General features: G+C 66.2%; 16 protein-coding genes. 8 read left to right on the forward strand and 8 right to left on the reverse strand.

Features of this window, described 5'->3' with window-relative positions:
- The coding region (locus BMX16_RS13215; RefSeq protein WP_281242602.1) for a calcium-binding protein at window positions 1-2560 on the reverse strand (2560 nt) is incomplete at its 3' end.
- Window positions 2561-2802: 242 nt separating this feature from the next.
- Between BMX16_RS13215 and BMX16_RS13220 the strand changes: the two genes are divergently transcribed.
- Window positions 2803-3126, forward strand: a complete 324-nt coding sequence (locus BMX16_RS13220) for a hypothetical protein (RefSeq protein ID WP_089904469.1) — start codon at window positions 2803-2805, stop codon at window positions 3124-3126.
- A gap of 54 nt (window positions 3127-3180) precedes the next feature.
- On the opposite strand, the gene BMX16_RS13225 is transcribed toward BMX16_RS13220, so the two are convergent.
- Window positions 3181-3645: a hypothetical protein gene (locus tag BMX16_RS13225; RefSeq protein ID WP_089904471.1), complete on the reverse strand. Its 465-nt coding sequence runs from the start codon at window positions 3643-3645 to the stop codon at window positions 3181-3183.
- Window positions 3646-3969: 324 nt separating this feature from the next.
- On the opposite strand from BMX16_RS13225, the gene BMX16_RS13230 reads away from it, so the two are divergent.
- The 3 genes from BMX16_RS13230 to BMX16_RS13240 are packed head-to-tail and all read left to right on the forward strand — an operon-like array spanning window position 3970 to window position 8064.
- Complete coding sequence (locus BMX16_RS13230) at window positions 3970-6078, forward strand: YjbH domain-containing protein (RefSeq protein WP_177174669.1); 2109 nt, start codon at window positions 3970-3972, stop codon at window positions 6076-6078.
- A complete protein-coding gene (locus BMX16_RS13235) occupies window positions 6075-6686 on the forward strand; it encodes a YjbF family lipoprotein (RefSeq protein WP_089904477.1) in 612 nt (203 codons plus the stop codon). The genes BMX16_RS13230 and BMX16_RS13235 overlap by 4 nt, the downstream gene beginning before the upstream one ends.
- A 28-nt stretch (window positions 6687-6714) precedes the next feature.
- Entirely contained in the window at window positions 6715-8064 is a 1350-nt protein-coding gene (locus BMX16_RS13240) for a polysaccharide biosynthesis/export family protein (protein WP_089904480.1), read from the forward strand.
- A gap of 83 nt (window positions 8065-8147) precedes the next feature.
- Here the strand turns inward: BMX16_RS13240 and BMX16_RS18225 are convergent, their stop codons facing one another.
- Window positions 8148-8270 (reverse strand): hypothetical protein, encoded by a 123-nt coding sequence (locus tag BMX16_RS18225; RefSeq protein WP_281242603.1) that lies wholly within the window; start codon window positions 8268-8270, stop codon window positions 8148-8150.
- Window positions 8271-8418: 148 nt separating this feature from the next.
- On the opposite strand from BMX16_RS18225, the gene BMX16_RS13245 reads away from it, so the two are divergent.
- Window positions 8419-9561: a polysaccharide pyruvyl transferase family protein gene (locus tag BMX16_RS13245; protein WP_089904483.1), complete on the forward strand. Its 1143-nt coding sequence runs from the start codon at window positions 8419-8421 to the stop codon at window positions 9559-9561.
- Here BMX16_RS13245 and BMX16_RS13250 read toward each other — a convergent pair.
- On the reverse strand, window positions 9549-11678 hold the full coding sequence (locus BMX16_RS13250) for a polysaccharide biosynthesis tyrosine autokinase (protein WP_177174670.1): 2130 nt from the start codon (window positions 11676-11678) through the stop codon (window positions 9549-9551). The genes BMX16_RS13245 and BMX16_RS13250 overlap by 13 nt on opposite strands.
- 568 nt (window positions 11679-12246) lie before the next feature.
- Here BMX16_RS13250 and BMX16_RS13255 point away from each other — a divergent pair.
- Complete coding sequence (locus BMX16_RS13255) at window positions 12247-12942, forward strand: sugar transferase (RefSeq protein WP_245731548.1); 696 nt, start codon at window positions 12247-12249, stop codon at window positions 12940-12942.
- Window positions 12943-12999: 57 nt separating this feature from the next.
- Here the strand turns inward: BMX16_RS13255 and BMX16_RS13260 are convergent, their stop codons facing one another.
- From BMX16_RS13260 to BMX16_RS13270, 3 genes are all read right to left on the reverse strand, one after another.
- Entirely contained in the window at window positions 13000-14484 is a 1485-nt protein-coding gene (locus tag BMX16_RS13260) for an oligosaccharide flippase family protein (RefSeq protein ID WP_089904492.1), read from the reverse strand.
- Window positions 14485-14616: 132 nt separating this feature from the next.
- On the reverse strand, window positions 14617-15846 hold the full coding sequence (locus BMX16_RS13265; protein WP_089904496.1) for an acyltransferase family protein: 1230 nt from the start codon (window positions 15844-15846) through the stop codon (window positions 14617-14619).
- Window positions 15847-15954: 108 nt separating this feature from the next.
- Window positions 15955-17427, reverse strand: a complete 1473-nt coding sequence (locus tag BMX16_RS13270; RefSeq protein WP_089904499.1) for a hypothetical protein — start codon at window positions 17425-17427, stop codon at window positions 15955-15957.
- 304 nt (window positions 17428-17731) lie between these two features.
- On the opposite strand from BMX16_RS13270, the gene BMX16_RS13275 reads away from it, so the two are divergent.
- A complete protein-coding gene (locus BMX16_RS13275) occupies window positions 17732-19120 on the forward strand; it encodes a polysaccharide pyruvyl transferase family protein (RefSeq protein WP_089904502.1) in 1389 nt (462 codons plus the stop codon).
- Window positions 19117-20370, forward strand: a complete 1254-nt coding sequence (locus tag BMX16_RS13280; protein WP_089904505.1) for a glycosyltransferase — start codon at window positions 19117-19119, stop codon at window positions 20368-20370. The genes BMX16_RS13275 and BMX16_RS13280 overlap by 4 nt, the downstream gene beginning before the upstream one ends.
- Here the strand turns inward: BMX16_RS13280 and BMX16_RS13285 are convergent.
- The coding region (locus BMX16_RS13285; RefSeq protein ID WP_143058035.1) for a glycosyltransferase at window positions 20371-20955 on the reverse strand (585 nt) is incomplete at its 5' end.

Consider the following 20955-nt stretch of genomic DNA (forward strand, 5'->3'; position numbering starts at 1 on the left):
TGTCCCGCCCGGTGCCGCCTTGGATCCTGTCGTCACCCGCCCCGCCAAACAGGCGGTCGTTTCCGCTTCCCCCATACAGACGGTCATTGTCGCTTTCGCCCAGCAGGGTGTCGTTGCCCGCATCGCCCTCCAGCATGTCCCGCCCGGTGCCGCCTTGGATCCTGTCGTCACCCGCCCCGCCAAACAGGCGGTCGTTTCCGCTTCCCCCATACAGACGGTCATTGTCGCTTTCGCCCAGCAGGGTGTCGTTGCCCGCATCGCCCTCCAGCATGTCCCGCCCGGTGCCGCCTTGGATCCTGTCGTCACCCGCCCCGCCAAACAGGCGGTCGTTTCCGCTTCCCCCATACAGACGGTCATTGTCGCTTTCGCCCAGCAGGGTGTCGTTGCCCGCATCGCCCGCCAGCGTGTCCCGCCCGGTGCCGCCTTGGACCCTGTCGTCACCCGCCCCGCCATACAGGCGGTCGTTCCCGCTTCCCCCATACAGACGGTCATTGTCGCTTTCGCCCAGCAGGGTGTCGTTGCCCGCATCGCCCGCTAGCGTGTCCCGCCCGGTGCCGCCTTGGACCCTGTCGTCACCCGTGCCACCATACAGGCGGTCGTTCCCGCCCCCGCCATACAGCCGGTCGTTGCCGCCTTCGCCCTTGATCGTGTCTGCGCGGCTTGATCCGTTCAACCGGTCGTGTCCGGCGGTGCCCGTGGCCGCCTTGTCGGACCCGCTTGGCAGAACCCCCGCACCGCTGCCCGGCACGACGGGAGCCGGCACGGCGGGACCCGGCACAGGGACCTGCGATTGCGAGGGCGTGACGGGAAGCAGGTCCCTCTCTGTGACGTCGTTGCCGGCAATGATGTCGGTGTTCAGATGGGTCCGCAACAGGGACTGGGTGCTGGTGCTGCCGTCCGCCTGCAGGATCCGGACATGGCGCTCTGTCATGTCACCTTGGCTGGTGCCGTTGTCGTGTACGATCACATCAAGATCGTCGCCGCGTTTCACGGCCACGTTGCGCAGGACCAGAGCCGACCGGTCCATCACGACCTCGCTGTGGATGATGCGGTTGTTCAGGCGCACCTCGACCCGCACACCGTCGGTGGTCTGGTCCGAGACGGAGAAACTGGCGACCACATCGACGTTCTGCGTGGTCTCGAAGCTGTAGCGGTCGACCGCCGCCCGTTCGTCCGGACGCGCCAGCGTACCGAAATCCACCGGCATCACCGTCTTGCCATCAACGAAGAACGGTCGCGCCCAGGCGTCGCCCAGATAGGGGTTCCAGCTTTCGCCGTTGCGGGATTGCCCCGCCATGACCGACAGGTCGAAGAACTGCTCGCCACGGGCGTCGGTGCGCAGTCCCATGGACGTCCAGCCGAAGGGGGCGTCGTCCGTATTGGCCTGCAGCGAGAAGTCGTAGAAGCTGTCACCGATGAGCTGCCCGGGACCGGACTGCGCCATCACCGTCACGTCGCGGCCGGTGATGACGACGACGCTGTCGTCGATCCGCCCGTCGAAGGTGACCGCCCGGTCGAGGGCGTCGCGGAAGGCCAGCTCCGTACCACCGAGGGTCACGTTCTGCGTGGACCCCCACAGGATCCAGGTGTCGGGCGCCATCCGGTACAGGAACAGGCCCGGACCGGCATCGATGCGCTGTGCGGTCCCCTGCGCCAGCAGATCGGTGACCAGCTGAAAGGTGGACAGCATGGGGTTCGCCGTGTCCAGACCGTCATAGAGACCCATGTCGGCGTAGTCGTACCAGTCCTCGTCCAGCAGCGAATACCAGGATGCCTCGACCACGCCGCCGTGGGCCATGACGGCAGCCATCTTGATCAGGTAGTCCGCGTTCGACAGCGGGTCCGTCGGGTCGGCGGACTGGCCGAACTCGGTCACGTAGAGGTCCGGTCGCTGGTCCTGCGGCAGGCGCGACAGGGTCCGGTCCAGCTCGGTCAGCACCGTGGTCAGCTGCACCGGGTCCAGTCCGTAGGGGTGGAAGTCCAGACCGTCCACACCGGCGAAGCCGTCCGCATCGATGAGATAGTCGATGTAGCCGGTCGGCACGGAATGCAGGCCGCCGCCGATCAGATCGACCGTCACGCCGTTATCCTCCAGCACCTCGCCCACGCGCGCCGTGATCCGCGCATAGGCGGCCGCACGGTCCGGCAGGCTGTAGGTCAGGATCTCGCCAGAGGCGAAGCTTTCGACATAGCTGTTGATCTCGTTGCCGATCACGATCCCGCCGATCTGCGGAAAGGTCTGGCAGACGGCCAGCACGAACTGGGCGAAGGCCTCGATGTCGGTGTCGGTCAGGATCGTCTTGCCGTCCCCGTAGAGGGGATTGCCCTGTGGCTGGATCGTCAGGAGCACGTCCAGACCGCTGGTGGATACCGCATCGACATAGGTCTGCTGCCATGCCCCGAAGTCGTAGGTGCCCCGCGACCGTTCCACTGCGCCCCAGCTGATCTCGTCACGGATGCCGGTGGTTCCGCTGTCCTTCAGCAGGGGCAGGATCGCAGCGAAGTTGTCTTCGCCGTATTGGCCATGCTGTGCGAAATGTGTGGCAAGCGACAGTTTCATGGCGGAAATCCGGTCCTGGGACATGTCTGCGTGCTGTCTGCCCTGTCGAAGTGTCCCCAATGGGATCAAACGGGGGCCAAACCGTGGCAGCCTGCGCACAGGTCGCCTGCGGCTGATACCGGATGGTCACGGCATCCCACCCAAGGTGCGCCGACCATCAGATCGAGACTTGGTCTTTTGCGGCGGCATATGCTAGATTGCATGTCAAGCGCTGCATACCGTTCGCGAACAAAGGAATTTCCATGAAACATCTGTCCACGTCCCTTGCGCTTCTGACCTGTCTGGCATCGCCGCTGGCCGCCGGCGGTCTTGCACCCGAAGTCCGGACCGTGGACGATGCGCTGCTGGCCGCGCAGGCCAGCGGTGTGTGCGGCGAATATCCCGTCCTGTCGGTCAGCTACGATCCGGCCACGGGTATCTCGACACCGGTCTGCGGCGAGGATGCCGAGGCCTTCGTGCCGCTTCTGGGCGGCTTCGTCGGTCCGGCCCTGGCGGCGGCGGGTGCGGGCCTGCTGCTGGGCGCCACCGGCGGCGGCGGCGGCCCGGCCGACACCGTCTCTCCGTAAGGCGGACTGACCCGTCCGCGGCATCGCCTTTCGGCGATATCCGGACGGGTCTGATCAGCAGCTGGCGTAGCCTGCGCGGATCAGGGATGCGCCATCCACCCGCAGCACCCGTGATACGGAATATCGGGCGGTCTGCAGGAACCACTCCCGCAGACCCGCAGGATAGTACTGCGCCATGATCTGCGACCAGTGCTCGAACTCTGCCGGTGACAGGGCGCGTCCGTTGCGGGACGGGCCGTGAAAGCCAAAGACCGTGGCCGGGCTGATGCACAGGTTGTCCATGCCCAGATACATGGTGCAGGCTGAATAGCAGACCCCGCCACGGATCTCGATACGTGACTGCGAGGCCCTCATGCCTTCCAGCATGCGGGCGCGGGCCCCGATCTTGCCGCCGCGGTCGTTGGACACCACGATGACCTGATCCGCCGCCGCCGTCTGGGGCGCCGCATGCAGTGCCAGCAGTACGATCAGCATGATCCGCCCCATGACCACGAGGCCATGCCGTGCCAGATGTCTCATCGGTCTGTTCCCTGTGCCCGCAGCGGTCGAGGCGCTGCAGACCCACTGACACCGGCAACCGGTCGCCCATGAGGCGGATCCGTGCCATAATTGGGGCACAGGCCAGCGTCCGCATCCCGATCGGGACCGGATTCGGGACCGGCAGGACCGTGCAGACCGGACTGTCATCCGCCGTGGCCCCATGAACGCACATTGAAACCATCGCCGCACCACCGGTTGTATTGATGACGATGCTGTGTGTAGGAACGTGCAACGATCCGGCCCGACACACGATAATGTAGCCCTGGACACACGAGACACATGCGACATCCTGATTTTTCGAGAATGCGTCTGCGCGGTACGGTGTCGGCCCTGACCGTGCTGAGCCTGGTCTGCGCCCCCGTGGCCGCACAGGATGCGGCGCCGGGTCTGAACACCTATGCGATGCCGGGACTGGTCGAGATGCCGGATGCGGGCAGCCTCGCGCGGGACGATCTGGCCTATTCGCTGAGCGTGTTTCGCAACACGATCCGCCACGGTGTCGCCTATCAGCTGACGGACCGGCTGACCTTCGGGCTGCGCTACAACCTGTCGTATTTCCCGACCAGCGACGGCAAGGCCTTCGGGTCAGAGGACAACTTCGACCGCAGCTTCGGTCTGCACTACCGGTTGCTGAACGAAGGCACCTATCGGCCCGCCCTCGCCGTGGGCATCAACGACCTGCTGGGTACCGGGCGGTTCGAATCCGAGTATCTGGTCGCGACCAAGTCCCTGCCGGGCGGCGTCACGGCGACGGCGGGGCTGGGCTGGGGCCGTCTGGCCAGCGCGGGCGGGTTTTCCAATCCGCTGGCCGATGTCTTTTCCGGCCTGTCGGACCGCGACGCCCTGGGTGACAACAACACCATCGGCGAATTCAACAGCCCCCAGTGGTTCCAGGGCGATGCGGCCCTGTTCGGCGGCGTCGCCTGGCAGGCGACCGACACGCTGCGGCTGGCGGTGGAACGGTCGTCAGACGCCTATCCGCTGGAGGATGGCCGTGCCTTCGACGTGCGCAGCCAATACAACTTCGGCGCGCAGTACGCCCTGTCGGACCGCGCCACCCTGGGGGCCGCCTGGCTCTATGGGTCCGAGGCGGCGGTCACCTTCAGCTATCAGATCAATCCCAACGAGCCGCGCAATCCGTCCGGCCTCGAGACGGCACCGCCGCCCGTCGTCGTCCGCAGTGCCGTGGCCGCGGACGCAGCGCGCCCTGCCGCCGCTGACCTGCCAGCGATCCGGGCCGAGACGGCGGCCCGTCTGGACGAGATCGGCATCGTCCTGCATGGCCTGACGGTCGGCGACGGCGTGGCAAGGGTCGAGATCGAGAACCGCGAATACCAGCGCAGCGCCCAGGCCGTCGGCCGCACCGCGCGCGTGCTGACCGCCATGCTGCCGGCACAGGTCGCGCGCTTCGACATCGTGCTGATCGCCGATGCCCTGCCGGTCAGCAGCACACAGATCAGCCGCGCCGATCTGGAAACCTATCAATATGCCTACGACAACGCCTGGGCGATGCAGACCCGCAGCGCACGCGGCGATGCCGTCCCGGGCACGGATCCCCTGCCCGGCCTCTATCCGCGCTTCACCTATGCGCTCTCGCCCTATGTCGCCCCCAGCTTCTTCGATCCGGATGCACCGCTGCGTGTCAGTGCTGGCGTGGCGCTGAGCGCGGAATGGGAACCGCTAGCGGGCCTGACCTTCGGCGGCGTGGTGCGCAAGCCGCTTCTGGGCAACCTCGACGATGCCACGCGGGAATCGACCTCCGTGCTGCCGCGCGTGCGGTCAGAGGCCTATCTCTATGACAAGGCCGATCCGGCGCTGGAGCGTCTGACGGGTGCCTATAATTTCCGCCCCGCGCCACGGGTCTATGCCCGCATCAATGCGGGCCTGCTGGAGAGCATGTTCGGTGGCGTCGCGGGCGAGGTGCTGTGGTATCCGTCCGGGTCGCGCTTTGCCATGGGGGTCGAGGTGGCACATGTCGTGCAACGCGGCTTCGATCAGGACTTCTCGTTCCGCGACTACGAGGTGACGACGGGCCATGTCTCTGGCTACTGGGACATGGGCGCAGGCTATCATTCGCAACTGGACGTGGGCCGCTATCTGGCCGGCGATACCGGCGCCACGCTGACCGTGAAGCGCGAGTTCGAGAATGGCTGGTCGCTGGGCCTCTTTGCCACGCTGACCGACGTGCCGTTCGACGACTTCGGCGAAGGGTCCTTCGACAAGGGTGTCATGCTGACCGTGCCGGTGGGCTGGGTCACCGGGCAGAGCACGCGTGCGACCTCTGACTTCACGTTGCGGCCGGTTCAACGCGACGGCGGTGCGCGGCTGAACCTGGACGGGCGTCTCTACGATGCGGTGCGGGCGGAAACGGCGGTCGAACTGGACGACGGCTGGGGAAGGTTCTGGCGATGAGACGTATTCCCGCAATCGCAGTGGCCGTGACCGCAGCCCTGGCCCTGCTGAGTGCCTGTGCGCCCGCCGCCCCCTTCGACATCCGTGGCCAGCTGCGGCGGCCGGTCATCGACCGTTCGCCGCAGCCGCTGCTGCTGGCCGAGATGCCAAGCCGGAACCTGCTGGCGACCCTCGTGCCCCGTGACGTGGACGGCGACGTGGTGACCTGGCAGAGTGCACAGAACCAGACCCTGTCGTTGCACGACGGCGTGCTGGTCGCGACCCGCGGTCTTGGCGACGATCTGATGAGCGCCGATGTCGGTCGCACATTGAACGCCCTGCGCAGCGGCGGGTCGGCGCAAGCCTATCCCCGCCTGCTGACCTATCTGGACGGCGACGGTCAGACCGTGTTCCGCAGCCTGCTGTGCGACATGGACGGCGGCCGACCGGATACGGTGGACAGCTTTGACGTCGCCTTTGCCACCACGCTGCACGTGGAAAGCTGTCAGACGATCGGCGCGCGGATCGAGAACCGCTACTGGCTGAACGCGGACGGCACGATGCGGCGTACCCAACAATGGGTCGGCCCCGCAACCGGACCACTCGCTATCGAATGGCTTTCCCGTTAGACCAATTGAAATGACCGCAAGGATTGTCATGACACGCTTCCATCTTGTCCCCGCCGTTGCCTTGACGCTTGCGCTGTCTGGATGCGGCAGTCTCTATGTCAGCAGTACGGTGCAGGACCAGACCGAAGGTCTGAATGTCCGGATCATCCCCGTCACGCCCGAGACTGTGCTGCAGGCCAACACCCAAGCCTACACCCCGCGCGACCTGCCGGGCGTGTTCTTTACCGGGGCGGGCACCGGATCGCCGCGCGGGGCGGGCGGACTGCCCGATGCCCCCAGCTTTCCCGACCTGACGCCGGGGCGCCTCGATCTGCGGGCCCCGCCGGCAGCGGAGCGTGGCCCCTATCTGCTGGGACCGGGCGACGTGCTGGGGCTGTCGCTGGCCAGCACGCAGGCCATCGACCCGGTGACCGGATCGACTGACGGACAGACCGCCATGCAGGATCTTGTCGTGCGCGACGACGGTGCGGTGTCGATCCCGCAGGTCGGTGCGGTCCAGGTCGGCGGACTGCCCATCGACGAAGCCGAGGCGCAGATCTTTGCCCGTCTGGTCGATGCGGGCATCGATCCGAACTTTGGCGTGCAGGTGACGGGGTTCAATTCACAGCGCTTTTCCGTGGGCGGTGCGGTGGCGGCCGAACAGGTGCTGACGCTGGGTCTGAACCGGACCAGCCTGGCACAGGCGCTGGCGCAGGCCGGTGGCATCGCGGTGACGAACCCCGAATTCGCCTCGATCCGCATCTACCGCGACGGCACGCTTTATCAGATCCCGCTGGCGCAGTTCCGCGCCGATGCGGCATTCCAGAATCTGGCCGTCCTGCCCGGCGATGCGGTCTACGTGGACACCACCTATGATCTGGACCGTGCACAGGCCTTCTACCGCAACCAGATCGACATCATCAGCCTGCGCCGCGAGGACCGGTCCGCGGCGCTGAGCGAGCTGAGCACCGAGGTCGGGTTGCGCCGTGCCGACCTGAGCGAGCAGCGCGAGATCTTCGTGCAGCGCGACACGCTGGGGGCCACGGACCGCGACTATGTCTATCTGGCTGGTGAAGTGACCAATCCCGGCCGCTTCCCGCTGCCCTACGGCCAGCAGGCGACGCTGGCGGACGTGCTGTACGACGGCGGCGGCTTCAACGCAGCCACGGGCAACCCGTCGCAGATCTACGTGCTGCGCCCGGATCCGGCCGTTCTGGGGGCGGTGACGGCATGGCACCTCAATGCGCGCAATGCGGTGGTACTCACGCTGGCCACCCGGTTCGAGATGCGTCCCGACGACATCATCTTCATCGAGGAACAGCCGATCACCAGCTTCAACCGCGTGTTGCAGCAATCGATCCCCTCGCTGATCACCACGACGGCAGCAGCGGTGAACTAGGACGGTGGCAGGCGGCTTGACGATGGCCGCCTGCCACGTCCCCGTCCTGATGCGGCAACTCTCGAAATAAGCACCCCGTTCGGTCATGCCGGACGGGGTGTTCTGTTGTGCAGCTTTTGGTTGAACTGACCGATCCGCATGCAACTGTGACGATGAGCGGCCATAATTTCATCGTCTGAAACAAATCGCCCGATCATCTCCTGCATGACCGCTTTCCGTTTTTTTCGAAATCAGCTCCAATCAACTGATAGTTGTGAACAATCGTCATGGCCCTCATGCAGGGGGCCTTTCAGAGCCATTACCTGTTAACGCGTATCCGTGTTTTTTCACTGACCCAAACAAACGGAATACCGCGTGAAAAATATAGTCATCTGCTCGGGTGATCTCGTCAATGTCGGCGATCTGGCGCTGCTGCTGAGCTGCGTTTCCAGCCTGCGGCAGATCCCGGGTCTGCATCATGCCCGGATCAGCAGTTACAACTGGAATTCGCCCACGTCTGCCGTGCGTGCCGTGCTGGACGCCAACGACATCCATGTCCTGAACGGCAAGACGCTGTCGAGTTTTGCCAATCTGGGCCCAGAGACGGCCATCATCTGGGGCGGTGGACAGCTGATCCGAGACAATTCGTCCGTCGCCTCGCTCGTGGCACTTGGCCTGCTGTCGCAGGCCGTCCGCCTCTCTGGTGGCCTGATCGCGGTCATGGGGTGCGGCATCGGGCCCATCGGGCCCCTGCGCCAGACACTCTATCGCTGGATGCTGAAAGGGGCTGCCATGGTGGCCCTCCGCGACGAGACATCTCTGGCGCGGGCCCTTCGTCTCGTGGACCCGCGGGTCTGTGTCCGGACCGCCGATCTGATCTTCGGCAATACCACCCTGCAGCAAGCCCTGTCCCACACACAGGCACGGAGGCGGATCGTGATCGCATCCTGCATGGATACAACCGAGGATCGTTGCATCGACGTGGCGCAGATACATGACATCGTCGCCGAGGCCGGGCAGATCTTCGATCTGCACGAGGTGACCTTCTGCAGCCACGACGGGCGTGCAGACATGGATCCTGTGGTTCACTGCGATTACATGGCTCAGGCAGAGATGCCGGAAGATGCTGCGGACCACGTGGCACCGGGCACGGTGGCACAGGCGGTCACGCTTTATCGCACGGCTGGTCTGGTGGTGACGAACCGCATGCATGCGGCCCTGTTCGGGCTGATGGCGGGATCGCGGGTCATCGTTCTGGACGATGGAAATGCCAAAATGCAGGACATCGCCCGGATGTTGCGCCTGACCACCTTGCCGTCGGACTGCCGGGACAAGGCAACGATCAGCGCTGCCCTGCAAGCCGCCGATGCCCGGCAGAACCATCCGGACGCCGGCGCATGGTTCGCTGCGGTGCAGCAGCAATCAGAATTGAATTTCACGATTTTGGCGACTGTACTCGCGCCGTCGACCGCCTTGGGAAGGCAGAGGCTTCGCGGGCGGTTGTCTCAGCCTTCGTAATAGTCTTTAGCATACTTCGAATAGGCGCCGTACTGGTCGGCAAAACCGTAGCGCCGCATGCCCTTTGCATCGATCTGCGACAGCACCAGTCCTGTTACGGGGACGTTGATGTCGCGGAACTGCTTGAGACCGCTGTCCACCTGGCTTTGCGTCGTGGAATCCCACTTCACCGCATAGATGATCGCGTCCACCATCGTACTGATGATCCGGGCATCGGGCACGACGAGCACGGGGGGGGTGTCGATGACGACATAGTCGTAATGGACGCGCAGATGCTCGATCAGTTTGGAAAAGCTGTCCGACGACAGCACGTCGGCGGCGTTGACCGTGCTGTGTTCGCCCATCAGCACGTCGATGCCGGATTTCGGGTGGGTCCAGATGGCCTCTCGGAGCGAGACCCGTCCGGAGACGACCGACAGCAGGCCCGCATTCGCATGGGCCTGCGGGAAGTAGTCGGGAAACTTGCGGCGGCGGATGTCGCCTTCGATCAGGATCACGCGCTTGCGCAATCCCGCCAGGTTCTGTGCCAGCGCGATGGCGATGGTGGTCTTGCCCTCGCCGGGGATGGAGGACGTGGACAAAATCACCTTGGAGGGCAGGTCGACGTTCGACATCAGGATCGAGGTGCGCAGGTTGCGCACCGCCTCGGCGGCGGCAGAGGTGGGTTTGTCCGCTAGATAGCCGATGGTGCCGGCGCGGGTCTGTGCGGGAATCCGCGGGATCTGCCCCAGCACCGCGCGCCCCGTGCGCCGTTCCAGATTGCCCGCCGTGCGGAAGGTGTTCTGCAGCGCCTCGCGGATCAGGACCAGCGCCGATCCCAGCATCAGCCCCATGATGACGGACAGCGCCAGCAGGATGGGTTTGCGCGGGGCCACCTGATAGCCGGGAATGGCCTGCGACAGCACGCGGCTTTCGGCGCGCTGGATGCCGATCTGGGCGCTCGTCTCCTTGAGCCGCGTCAGGAACGTCTCGTACAGGACCCGCGTGGCCTCGGTGTCGCGTTCGATCTGGTCGATCTCGATCAGGGCGGCGGACTGCTGTTCGAACCGGGTGGTGACCGTCTGGGCCACCTGACGCAGGTCGTCGGCAGCCTCTTCGGCCCGGGCCAGATCGCCGCGCCGCTGCAGCAGCAACTGGTCGAACCGCCGGTCGAAACGGGCGGCGACGGCGGCATCGCCCGCATCCGCCGCAGCCGCCAGCGCCAGCAATTGGGAATCGTCGGCCGCGGCGGCAAGGGCCGCATAGCCGCCGTCGGCTGCGGCCAGCACCGTATCCAGTCGCAACTGCGCACGGTTGAGCGCCAGTTCCGCATCCTGCAGTTCGGCATTCACATCCACCGACTGGGTGTTCAGGGCGACGACGGCTTCGTCGCTGATCAGCGTGTTGCGGGTCCGCAGGGCGTTGATCCGGTTCTCGGCCGTCTGGATGTCGTCCTGCAGTTCGGCCACCCGTGCCGACAGCCAGACCGCGGCCCGTTCGCTGGCCGCCACCTTGACCGCGATCTGATCCTCGCCATAGGTTTCGGCCAGCGTGTTGGCCAGCAGCGCGGATTTCAGCGGATCCTGCGTCGTGGCCGAAATCGTGAAGATGAAGCTCTTGTCCTGCGCCACAGCGGCGATCGTCTGGCGCAGCTGGTCGATGACCATGTTGCGCACCACGTCCTCGGACGTCGGGGACGGCGCATCGAGGCCGATCATCCCTTTCAGCCCCGTCTTGACCCGGTCCAGGGCGCCCGGCGATTGCAGCGTCGGGTTGAATTCCGGGTCGGAGATCAGATCTAGATCGTCCACGACCTGACCGAGTAGCCCACGCGACTGCACGACCTCCATCTCGGTGTTGATGCTGTTCTGGTCCGGCGTGGTGCCGTCCAGCACATCCTGCAGATTGATCGCGTTCTCGGTCTCGACCAGCAGGGACAGTTGGGCATTGGATTGATAAAGCGGTACGGCGACGAAGAAAGCATACCAGATCGCCAGCCCCATCGCCGCGGCAATGCACGCCCCGATGACAAGCCGCCCCCGCCACAGGGTGCTCAGCAGGGTGAAGATATCGATATCGTCGCTCTGATCCTCGGGCGCTCCGAAGTCCGTGGAAAGACGGGTCTTGTCGTTGGACATCAGGTGAACTGTCTCTCTAAGCGCATCATTTGCCGATAGCTTGTGTCGGACGAACTGGTCAAGGCCTTCTGGGCCATCGCCTCTTGTGAACATCATGTCGATCGCCGTACCGGACGCCGCATGGCGGATCTGCGCCCATCGGTCACAGCACGCTGCATTTTCCATGGCACGACAACCGATTCGGTGCCATGCTGCGCCGCAGAATGTTGTCTGGCTGCACATATTTTGCCCAAAAGCCCATGCATTTGGTCACATCATTGTCATGCGTTTGCGAAACTTTCTTGCTTTCATTGGCGGCGATTCCACAACTTTGACAAAAGAGATATTTTTTGTGTTTAAAAACAACAACTTCAGTATTTGTTTCGATTATGGATACAATTAACCACCGCTAACGACCGGATCCGCCTTAATTTAGACAAGAAGAAAACTTGCCGAAATTTTTACGGACCTATATTCCTATTCGAAGATGCTGTAGCTGCAGTATGCCGTGCAAAAAGCAGGTGCCGCAACCGGGACACCGTTGCTACACCCCACACGTTATCCTCTCTCAAAGAATTGGTTTTTATCCATGAAGAATACTGTAGTGTCGTTTATGGATGCGAAGCATGGCCAGTTTGTGGCTCAGCCTGCCGCCTCGGCATCGGACTCTCACGGGTTCTACCGCACCTTCGGCAAGCGGCACATGGACATCGTCTTCGTCCTGCTGTCACTGCCGGTGATGGTCCCCGTCATCCTGATCCTCGCCTTGCTGGTGGTACGGGACGGAAAGTCGCCGTTCTTCGGCCACACGCGGATCGGTCGCAACGGTCGCGCGTTCCGCTGCTGGAAGATCCGCTCGATGGTGGCCGATGCCGAGGACCGTCTGAAGACCCATCTGGCGGAAAACGCCGATGCCCGTGCCGAATGGGATGCCAACTTCAAGCTCGACGACGATCCGCGCATCACGCGGCTCGGTCGTTTCTTGCGCAAGTCCAGCCTGGACGAGCTGCCGCAGCTGTGGAACATCCTGATTGGCGAGATGAGCATCGTCGGCCCCCGCCCTGTCACGGCTGCGGAACTGGACCTTTATGGCACCGCCGTGGACGACTATACCGCGATGCGCCCCGGCCTGACCGGCCTGTGGCAGGTCAGCGGTCGCAACGACATCAGCTATGCGGCCCGCGTACAGATGGATGTGACCTACGTGCAGACCTGCAACCCGGCCCTCGACGCCGCGATCGTGATGCGCACCGCACTGGCCGTGACCCAGCGCACCGGCAAGTAAGTCACGGCGCTCGCGGGCGGAGGCGCGTCGCACAAGAGCGCCCGCGCTGTGCGACGCTCAGCCCCGCCGCCGCGGCAACCACCCCAGCATCGTGCCTTCGATCCCGTCTTCTGGTTTTCCCTGCATCCGCCACAGACCCAGCATCGCCACGAGCTGTGCCACCAGCGCCGCCGCGAAGACCAGTCCCACCTGCAGCCCGAGGACGATACGCGGCAGCACCCCCTGCGACGCCGGATCGACGGCGGGGCACAGGACATACCCCACCACAGCAAAGACGATCAGCCCCGCAACGGTCCGGTGGATCATGCGCATCTGGGCCATGACCGTGATGTGCAGCAGCTGTCCGGCTGCCGTGAAGGAAAAGATCATCGCCACCACGCCCGAAATGGCACGCGCCGCGATCGCACCCCACAGACCGAACCATGTGATGCCGATCAGCATCAGGGGCACCTTGACCGCGAGGTCGATGAACGTCCGCTGTGCGATCAGCTGCGGTTTGAACAGGCTGACCGCCAGCGGCCCGAGGACGAAGCCCACGATCCCCGGCAAAGAGGTCAGCGCAAGCCATGACAGCATTGGGGCGGCATCGCGCCAGACCTCGCCCAGCAGCACCGCCACGATGGGGCCCGCCAGCAGGGTCAGCCCCAGCAGGATGGCTCCCATCAGGCACAGGACCGCATTCAGGATCTTGCCCCAGGCCCGCACGCGGCCCTCCAGGGTCGCGGCCTTGGCCGTCGCGACCGTCAGCGGTGACGCGAGGGGAAAGAGGATACCCTGGAACGCGACGCCGGTCAGGTCGCTGGCCATGGCGTAACGGCCCAGCGTGGCGGTGCTCAGGGTGCGGCCCAGCAGGATCCGGTCGATCTGGAAGCTGAATGCGCCGAACAGCTGGTTGACGCTGTTCCACCCTACGATGTCCTTGAACGCGCCCCAACGCGCCAGGCTCAGCCGAGGACGGTAGGGTGCCGCGACATAACTCATCAGCGCCATGACCAGCGGCGTGGTGATCGTGCCCATGGCGATGGCCCAATGGCTGCGCGTTACAAGCGCCACGGTCACGACGACGCCGAAAGCCGCGGCCTTGCCCACGAGGTTCATCGCCATGTCGGGCCACATGTCGTAGGCCCGTGTGAAATCCGCCATGCGCGGGCTGATCAGGCTGCGCATGATCGGTGCCGCCGTCAGGGCCACGATCAGCAGCGGCAGGCGCGCCTCGTCGTAGAAGGCACCGACCGGCCAGGCCAGCGCCGTCACGACGACGGCCAGCACCACCGCCCGCAGCACACCAAGGGTAAAGGCGGTGTCGTAATAGTCCGGTGTCGGCGTCTCGGCTCGCAGGATCGGCTGGGTCAGCGGCACCTCGGTCAGCGCCTCGATCAGCAGGATCACCGTCATCGCCAGCGCGATCAGGCCGAAATCGTCCGGCAGCAGCAGTTGCGCCAGCACCAGCAGGGTGGCAAAGTCGATGACCTTGCCGCCCAGCCTGCCCGCCACCGACTGCATTCCCGCGCGCGCGATGTTCTGTCCGGTTGTCCTGACCATGGGCTCCGTGTCTTCGGTGATGCCGTTGGGTGGGCATCCTGATGCGATCCCCTTCCATCGCTTACGTCCAATCACGGACGAGGGCGACAGCGAAATCGCGGATCGCGTGGCGGCAGACCGGTCATGCCGCGTTCAGCGCAGGACCGCCTGCGATCCGGGCACATTCAGGCGCCCGCCCCATGACCGGTCGCCACGGCGCCCCAGGCGGATCATCGGCACCTCGACCCAGCGGTACAGCAGGGCCGAGGCCGCGACGATCACCGGGCCGCTGGCCAACAGGATCGCAGCCGTGATCTGCGGCTGCATCTGCGCGGGCCCGACCCACAGGCCATAGCTGCCGACCAGTGCGGCAAAGACCGGGATATGCACCAGATAGGTGGCGTAGGACCACTGCCCCAGACGCACGGCGACGGGATTGAAGGCCATGGCACCCACCATGCCCGCCAGCAGGGTGGCGGCGGGACCGCTGGCACGGGATCGCCGGATCAGACCCGCCTCCCACAGGACGATCGCGTACCAGACCAGCCAGATCAGCACCGCCAGCCGGTCGAGCACCGGCACCACCGCGAGGGCCGCGCACAGCACGGGCCAGAGCGCCCGGCCCTGCCTGTGCCGCGTCAGGACGATCCGGCACAGCATCCCCAGCAGGAAATATCCGATCGCCAGGGCCAGGTTGCTGTCGAACTGCCAGTGGACGCGGTCCTGTCCCTGCAGGATCACCTGCAGCATCAGCAGACACAGCACGCTGCCCGTCATGATCCGCACCCTGCCGCGGGCCAGCAGGCCCATCAGGACGGGTGCCACCAGATAGAACTGCCATTCAAGCGACAGACTCCATGCGGGGGACAGGAACGTGGCGCTGGCATAGGGCAGCAGACTGTCTGGCACCATGCCGTGCAGCAGCGTGGCATGCAGCAGCACGTGCCACAGCAGGTCCTGCGACTGGTGGGCCAGACGGTCCAGCCGCATCGCGCCGCCCGCCGCATGTGGATTGTCCACGAAGGCCGCGACATAGAACGGCATCACCAGCACCGCCAGCAGGATGCAGACCGCATAGACCGGATAGAGCCGCAGGATGCGGCGGCCCAGATAGGTCGCATAGGACACGCGCGCGCCGGACAGCAGATGCGCCATGACGAAACCGCTGACGATGACGAAGACATGCACGGCCGTATCGCCGCGCAGCAGCAGGCCGATGGCCTGCCCTGCGACCGGTCCCCATCCGGCTGGCGCGCCCGCGCCCAGGCCCGTCAGCTGCAATCCGTGCCCCACCACGACCCACCACGCCATGTAGGCCCGCAGGGCGTCGATGGCGACCAGTGGCGGGATCGGAACGGCGGGGGCTGCGGAGGAATGCGACATGGCCGCGACTATCGGGCGCCATGGTTAAGAATCTCTGAACGACGGCGCCCGCCACGGGTCGGACCGCGCCACGGGGCCGGGCCGCACCCCTGCCCGGAGCGCCGCCGCCTAGGTCCGCGGCAAAGCCTTGGTTCCGGTCGCGCCGCCGGCCTGCGGCCCGATGCGGGAGGGCATGGGCCGATGGGGGGCTGCGGCCTGTGACGGCACCATCAGGACCAGCGCCAGCAGGACACCCCAGCGCAACGCCTCGACCGTGCCGAAATCGGGCGTGGTGCCGACCAGAAGGGCCACGACGAAGGGCGGTGCGAAGGACCATTTCAGCGCAAGCGCCACCGCCTGCGCCACCGGGTCGGCGGCGGTGACGGGCCGGGTCAGGCGGCGCAGCACGAAGCCGAAGTAGAGCACGAACCCCACGAGCCCCACGCTGCCGAACAGGGCTGCCGCAAAGTTCGACGCACGCGTCGACCCCAGACCGACACCGATCATGTAGCTCGACAGACCCGCCTCGAAGGAGGTGCGCGTCCACATGCTGCGTTCCAGATAGGACAGGCTGTCGGTCTTGGTGAAGACCATCTCGTTCAGGCGCGCGATCACCGGATCCAGCAGCTGCGGGGTCGTCATCAGGACACCGGCCAGGGCGCCGAGCGCCGCAAGCGCCATGATGATCTCGCGCCGGATGCCGCGGCGGGTCAGGCGGGCACTCTGGAACCGTCCCGCCCGCGCGGCCCATTCCAGACCGATCATGGCCAGCAGAACCGCGATCCCGACATAACCCGCCGACGAGGTGGACAGGGCCAGCATCAGGGCCAGACCCGCGAGGATGACGTTCGCACGGCGCACCATCCGGGCACTGGTCATGGCCCGCCGCAAGAACCACAGCAACGACAAGAGTGTCAGTGACAGCCCGCCGAAAGACGAGGCTTCGGGCATCAGGCCGGTGACGCGTTTGGCGCCATCGGCCAGCGTCACACTGTCGAGGATGGCGTATTGCGCCGTACGGAACATGTCCAGCAACGGCGCCAACGGTACATAGGTTGCAGCGAAATCCAGCAGACCGGTGACGATGGTGATGACACCGGCCAGCATCACGCCACGGATCAGGACCCACAGGTTGGCCTCGTTGCGAAAGCTGCGGGCAAAGGCAAAGATCGCAAAGACCGAGACGGTGATGTAGGCCAGTTGCGAGATGTTCTGCTTGGTCACGGACAGCGGTGCGGTTTGCATGAACCCCGTGACCGCCATCGGCACGACGTCGATCTGTCCGGCGAACAGGCGCGGCGCGAACAGCGTCACGACGACACCCGTCACCCAGAACAGGACCAGCGCCTGCCCCGATCCGTGCCGGGACAGCGTCAGCAGGAACTGTGTCCCGCCACGGCGCAGCACCAGTTCGCGCAGCACGATCAGCATCGCCGTCATGGTCTGCGGCACCAGCGACAGACCCGCCGTCATATTGGCGGGAATGACCACCATGGACCCGAACGGCAACGCGGCGAAGAACAGCCACAGCAGGATCGGCCTGCGCGAGACCAGTCCCGTCAGGGCTATGCCCCAGTAGAGCGCGATCGGCAGGAATTCCATGTGGCGCCCCCTTGGGATGAACCGGCGTATCCGACCCTCCTACCCCGGACGGCGCCGGACGGAAACGGCACAGTTCCCGCTCGTGTCCTCCTCCGCCGGCCGACCGACGGGATGGGCCCGGGACCGGTTCCGGGTGGGGGGTCGGGATATCGGGTCCATCGGAACCCGCAAAGCATGGCACCTGCGGATCCATTAACCGATTTTCAACGAAGTCTAATCAAACCTGTACCGGACAGACCGCCCTGCGGCATCTGCCCCCACAGCAAGGGCCCCCAGCAATGGCCCCTTCAGCAAAGGAACGCCCATGTCCCGTGCCACCGCCCGTGCCGCATCCCAGGTCGCCGCGCAGTCCTTCGTGCGTCACGGGATCTGGCCCCGCCTGAAACCGATCCTCGCGGCCGTCCTGCCGGATCCGGTCGCACGCCTGCTGCACCGGACCAGACGGGGCATGGCCGCCCGCCGCATGACGCGCCAGTGGGACGCGCTGCGCCTGTCGCTGGACCGTCAGCCCACGGGCGTGCCGCCCCGCTCGATCCTGATCATGCCCGGCGATCCGCAGTGCATCGCAGGGTCCGTGGGGGACGAGGCGATGATCGCGGTCGTCATCGACCGCTACCGGGCCACATGTCCCGACCTGAAGGTCGCCGTGCTGTGCAGCAAGGGCGCACCGGAGGCGGTGGTGCGCGCCCGTGGCCTGCGTCCTGTCATCCTGCCCGGTGGCTGGAACTTTGCCGACCGCATGGCCGAGATCCTGGCGCTGAACGATTTCGACGCGCTGGTGGTGGTCGGCGCCGATGTGATGGATGGCTACTACAGCCCCGACTACAGCACGCAGATGATCATCGCGGCCGATCTCGCCGCGCGGTCGGGCCTGCAGACGACCGTGCTCGGCTTCAGCTTCAACGCCCGCCCGACCAAGGCGCTCGCACATCGGCTGGCCCGTCTGCACCGTGGGGTTGCGCTGAACGTGCGCGATCAGACCTCGTTGGACCGGATCAGGCGCTTTGCCCCGGTCTCGGCCCGTCTGGTCGCCGATTCCGCCTTTCTGCTGTCGCCGGGCACGATCGATACCGCGACCGCGCGCTGGATCGCCGGTGAACGGCAGGCGGGGCGCCGGGTGATCGGGGTGAACCTGCACCCCATGCTGGTGCGCGGCGCGGCCCCGGGCCAGCTGGACCACCTTGTCGCGCGCATGACACGGGCGATCGCCGCCGCCGATGCCACGACCCCCCTGTCGTGGATGCTGATCCCGCACGATTACCGCGACACCACCGGGGATGGCGACATGCTGTGCCTGACACCGCTGATGGACAGGCTGGCCGCCCTGCCCGGCCTGCGGGTCCGCCTGTTCGAGGGCACGCATCCGGCCGCCACGCTGAAGGCCCTGGCCGGGCAGATGGACGGCATCGTCAGCGGACGGATGCATCTGGCGATCGCCGCCCTCGGCATGGGCGTGCCCGTGCTGTGCCTGACCTATCAGGACAAGTTCGAGGGACTGTTCCGCCACTTCGACCTGCCGGCGCGGTATCTGCTGTCGCCGGCGGACCTGGCTGACGGGCCGCTGCTGACCGACACCCTGTGCCACTTCCTGCAGGCCTTGCCGGCGCTGACGGCCCGTGTCCGCCACCACACACCCGGCGTGATGACGCTGGCCTTGCAAAACTTCGACCCAGCCGCCACCGTCGCCGCATGAAGATCGCGGTCCTCTCTCCCGTCCCGTTCCTGCCGGCCACGCAGGGCAATACTGTGCGCATCGACGCCCTGACCCGCGCGTTGCGCACCCAGGGGCACGAGGTGTGGGTCGTGCTGCTGTGCGATCCGCCGGATCTGGCGCCCTATCACGCGGCCTATGGTGCGGACCGGGTCATCACCCTGCCGGCCGAGGCGCGCGTCCCGCGCTTCCTGCGGCGGCTGAACCTGTGGCTGCGGCGGCGCGCAGGGCAGGTCCTGCACCTGCCGGGGCGGCATTACCGCCGCCTCGACGATCTCTATCAGTCGCGCTGGACACCGCACCTGCGCCGCCTGCAGGTCCGCATCGGGTTCGATGCGGTCTGCACGACATACGTCCACACCTCTGCCGCGCTGGATGCGTTCCCGGACGACGTGCTGAAGCTGATCGATACCCACGACGCCTTTGCAGAGGCGCACGTGGCCTACCGCGCGCGCGGGGTGAAGTGGTTCTTCTATTCCCTGCGCACCGCCGACGAATGCCGCGGCTTTCGCCGGGCCGACGTGATCCTGGCGATCCAGGCAGAGGAGGCCGCACGCTTCCGCCACCAGCTGGACACCCATCCTGCGGGCCGTGCCGCCGATCCGGCGGTCGCCGTGGTCAGTCACATCCACGACGAAAGTACCGTCCCCGCAGCCGACCACACGCCCTGCCGTGCGCTGTTCCTGGGCTCGCGCAACGCTGCCAACCTGCGCGGCGCACAGGTCTTCGTCACGCAGGTCCTGCCGTTGATCACCGCCCGGCTGCCGGAGTTCCGCCTCGTGATGGCCGGCGACGTCTGTACCGCCATTCCCGACCATCCGCATGTGATCAAGCTGGGCCGGGTGGATAACGTGGCCGACGCCTTTGCCGCGGCACCCATCCTGGTCAATCCGGTGGCGATGGGCACCGGCATCAACATCAAGATGCTGGACGCGATGGCCGCCGGCGTGCCCGCCGTCAGCACGCCCATGGGGTTGCGCGGCCTGCCGCAGACCTGCCGCGATTTTGTGATCGAAGTGCCAGACGACGATCCGCAGGCCTTTGCCGATGCGCTGGTGGCGCTGGTGCCCGACACGGCGCGCCGCCGCGCGCTGGGGGCCAGGGCGCGGGCGCAGGTCGCGTCCTGGAACGCGGCACAGACCGGCGCACTGGCCCGCAGCCTGGCGCAAACGCCACGGTGTGCTGCCCGGTCGGATGCGCCTGCGGTCTGGCCCGCGCAGATCCCGGTCTGATCAGCGCGGCGTGAGGGGGGTCAGCACGGCCTCCAGCCGCGCCGCCGCCGCCGCCCATGTGAACTGCGCGGCAAAGGCGCGGCCCCGGTCAGACAGGTCCTGCCAGCGGGCAGGGTCCGCCTGCAGGCCGCGCAGCGCCGCGGCCCAGGCGGCGGGATCATGCGGGTCCGCGCACAGCGTGTCGGGACCGCAGACCTCCGGCAAGGCACCGCAGGGCGCGATCACCGCGGGCGTGCCAAGCAGCATCCCCTCGACGGGAGGCATGCCGAAGCCTTCGGTCAGCGACGGCGTGCAGACCGCCAGCGCATGGGCCTGCAGGCTGCGCATCTCGCCGTCGGTGACGTAGCCCGCGAAGATCACGTTGGCGGGCACCGGGTGTCCGAGGGCGGTGAAATCGGCGGCCTTGGCCTTGCCCGCCAGCACCAGCGTCAGCCCTGCCATGTCGGGCCGCGCAAAAGCGCGGAGCAGCACGCCGATGTTCTTGTGCGGCTGGGTATTGGCCAGCGCCAGCGCATAGCCGCGCGGCGCGAGGGCCAGACGGTCGAGCACCGTGTCGTCCGGGTCCACCCGCAGGATGTGATCGAC

This window comes from Loktanella fryxellensis (assembly GCF_900110065.1).
GTDB classification, from domain to species: domain Bacteria; phylum Pseudomonadota; class Alphaproteobacteria; order Rhodobacterales; family Rhodobacteraceae; genus Loktanella; species Loktanella fryxellensis.

Bases quoted from the DNA above. Each gene is read 5' to 3' on its own strand.
- BMX16_RS13220 (WP_089904469.1), top strand. From the start codon at position 2,803: ATGAAACATCTGTCCACGTCCCTTGCGCTTCTGACCTGTCTGGCATCG.
- BMX16_RS13225 (WP_089904471.1), bottom strand. From the start codon at position 3,645: ATGAGACATCTGGCACGGCATGGCCTCGTGGTCATGGGGCGGATCATG.
- BMX16_RS13230 (WP_177174669.1), top strand. From the start codon at position 3,970: ATGCGTCTGCGCGGTACGGTGTCGGCCCTGACCGTGCTGAGCCTGGTC.
- BMX16_RS13235 (WP_089904477.1), top strand. From the start codon at position 6,075: ATGAGACGTATTCCCGCAATCGCAGTGGCCGTGACCGCAGCCCTGGCC.
- BMX16_RS13240 (WP_089904480.1), top strand. From the start codon at position 6,715: ATGACACGCTTCCATCTTGTCCCCGCCGTTGCCTTGACGCTTGCGCTG.
- BMX16_RS18225 (WP_281242603.1), bottom strand. From the start codon at position 8,270: ATGCAGGAGATGATCGGGCGATTTGTTTCAGACGATGAAATTATGGCC.
- BMX16_RS13250 (WP_177174670.1), bottom strand. From the start codon at position 11,678: ATGTCCAACGACAAGACCCGTCTTTCCACGGACTTCGGAGCGCCCGAG.
- BMX16_RS13255 (WP_245731548.1), top strand. From the start codon at position 12,247: ATGAAGAATACTGTAGTGTCGTTTATGGATGCGAAGCATGGCCAGTTT.
- BMX16_RS13260 (WP_089904492.1), bottom strand. From the start codon at position 14,484: ATGGTCAGGACAACCGGACAGAACATCGCGCGCGCGGGAATGCAGTCG.
- BMX16_RS13265 (WP_089904496.1), bottom strand. From the start codon at position 15,846: ATGTCGCATTCCTCCGCAGCCCCCGCCGTTCCGATCCCGCCACTGGTC.
- BMX16_RS13270 (WP_089904499.1), bottom strand. From the start codon at position 17,427: ATGGAATTCCTGCCGATCGCGCTCTACTGGGGCATAGCCCTGACGGGA.
- BMX16_RS13275 (WP_089904502.1), top strand. From the start codon at position 17,732: ATGTCCCGTGCCACCGCCCGTGCCGCATCCCAGGTCGCCGCGCAGTCC.
- BMX16_RS13280 (WP_089904505.1), top strand. From the start codon at position 19,117: ATGAAGATCGCGGTCCTCTCTCCCGTCCCGTTCCTGCCGGCCACGCAG.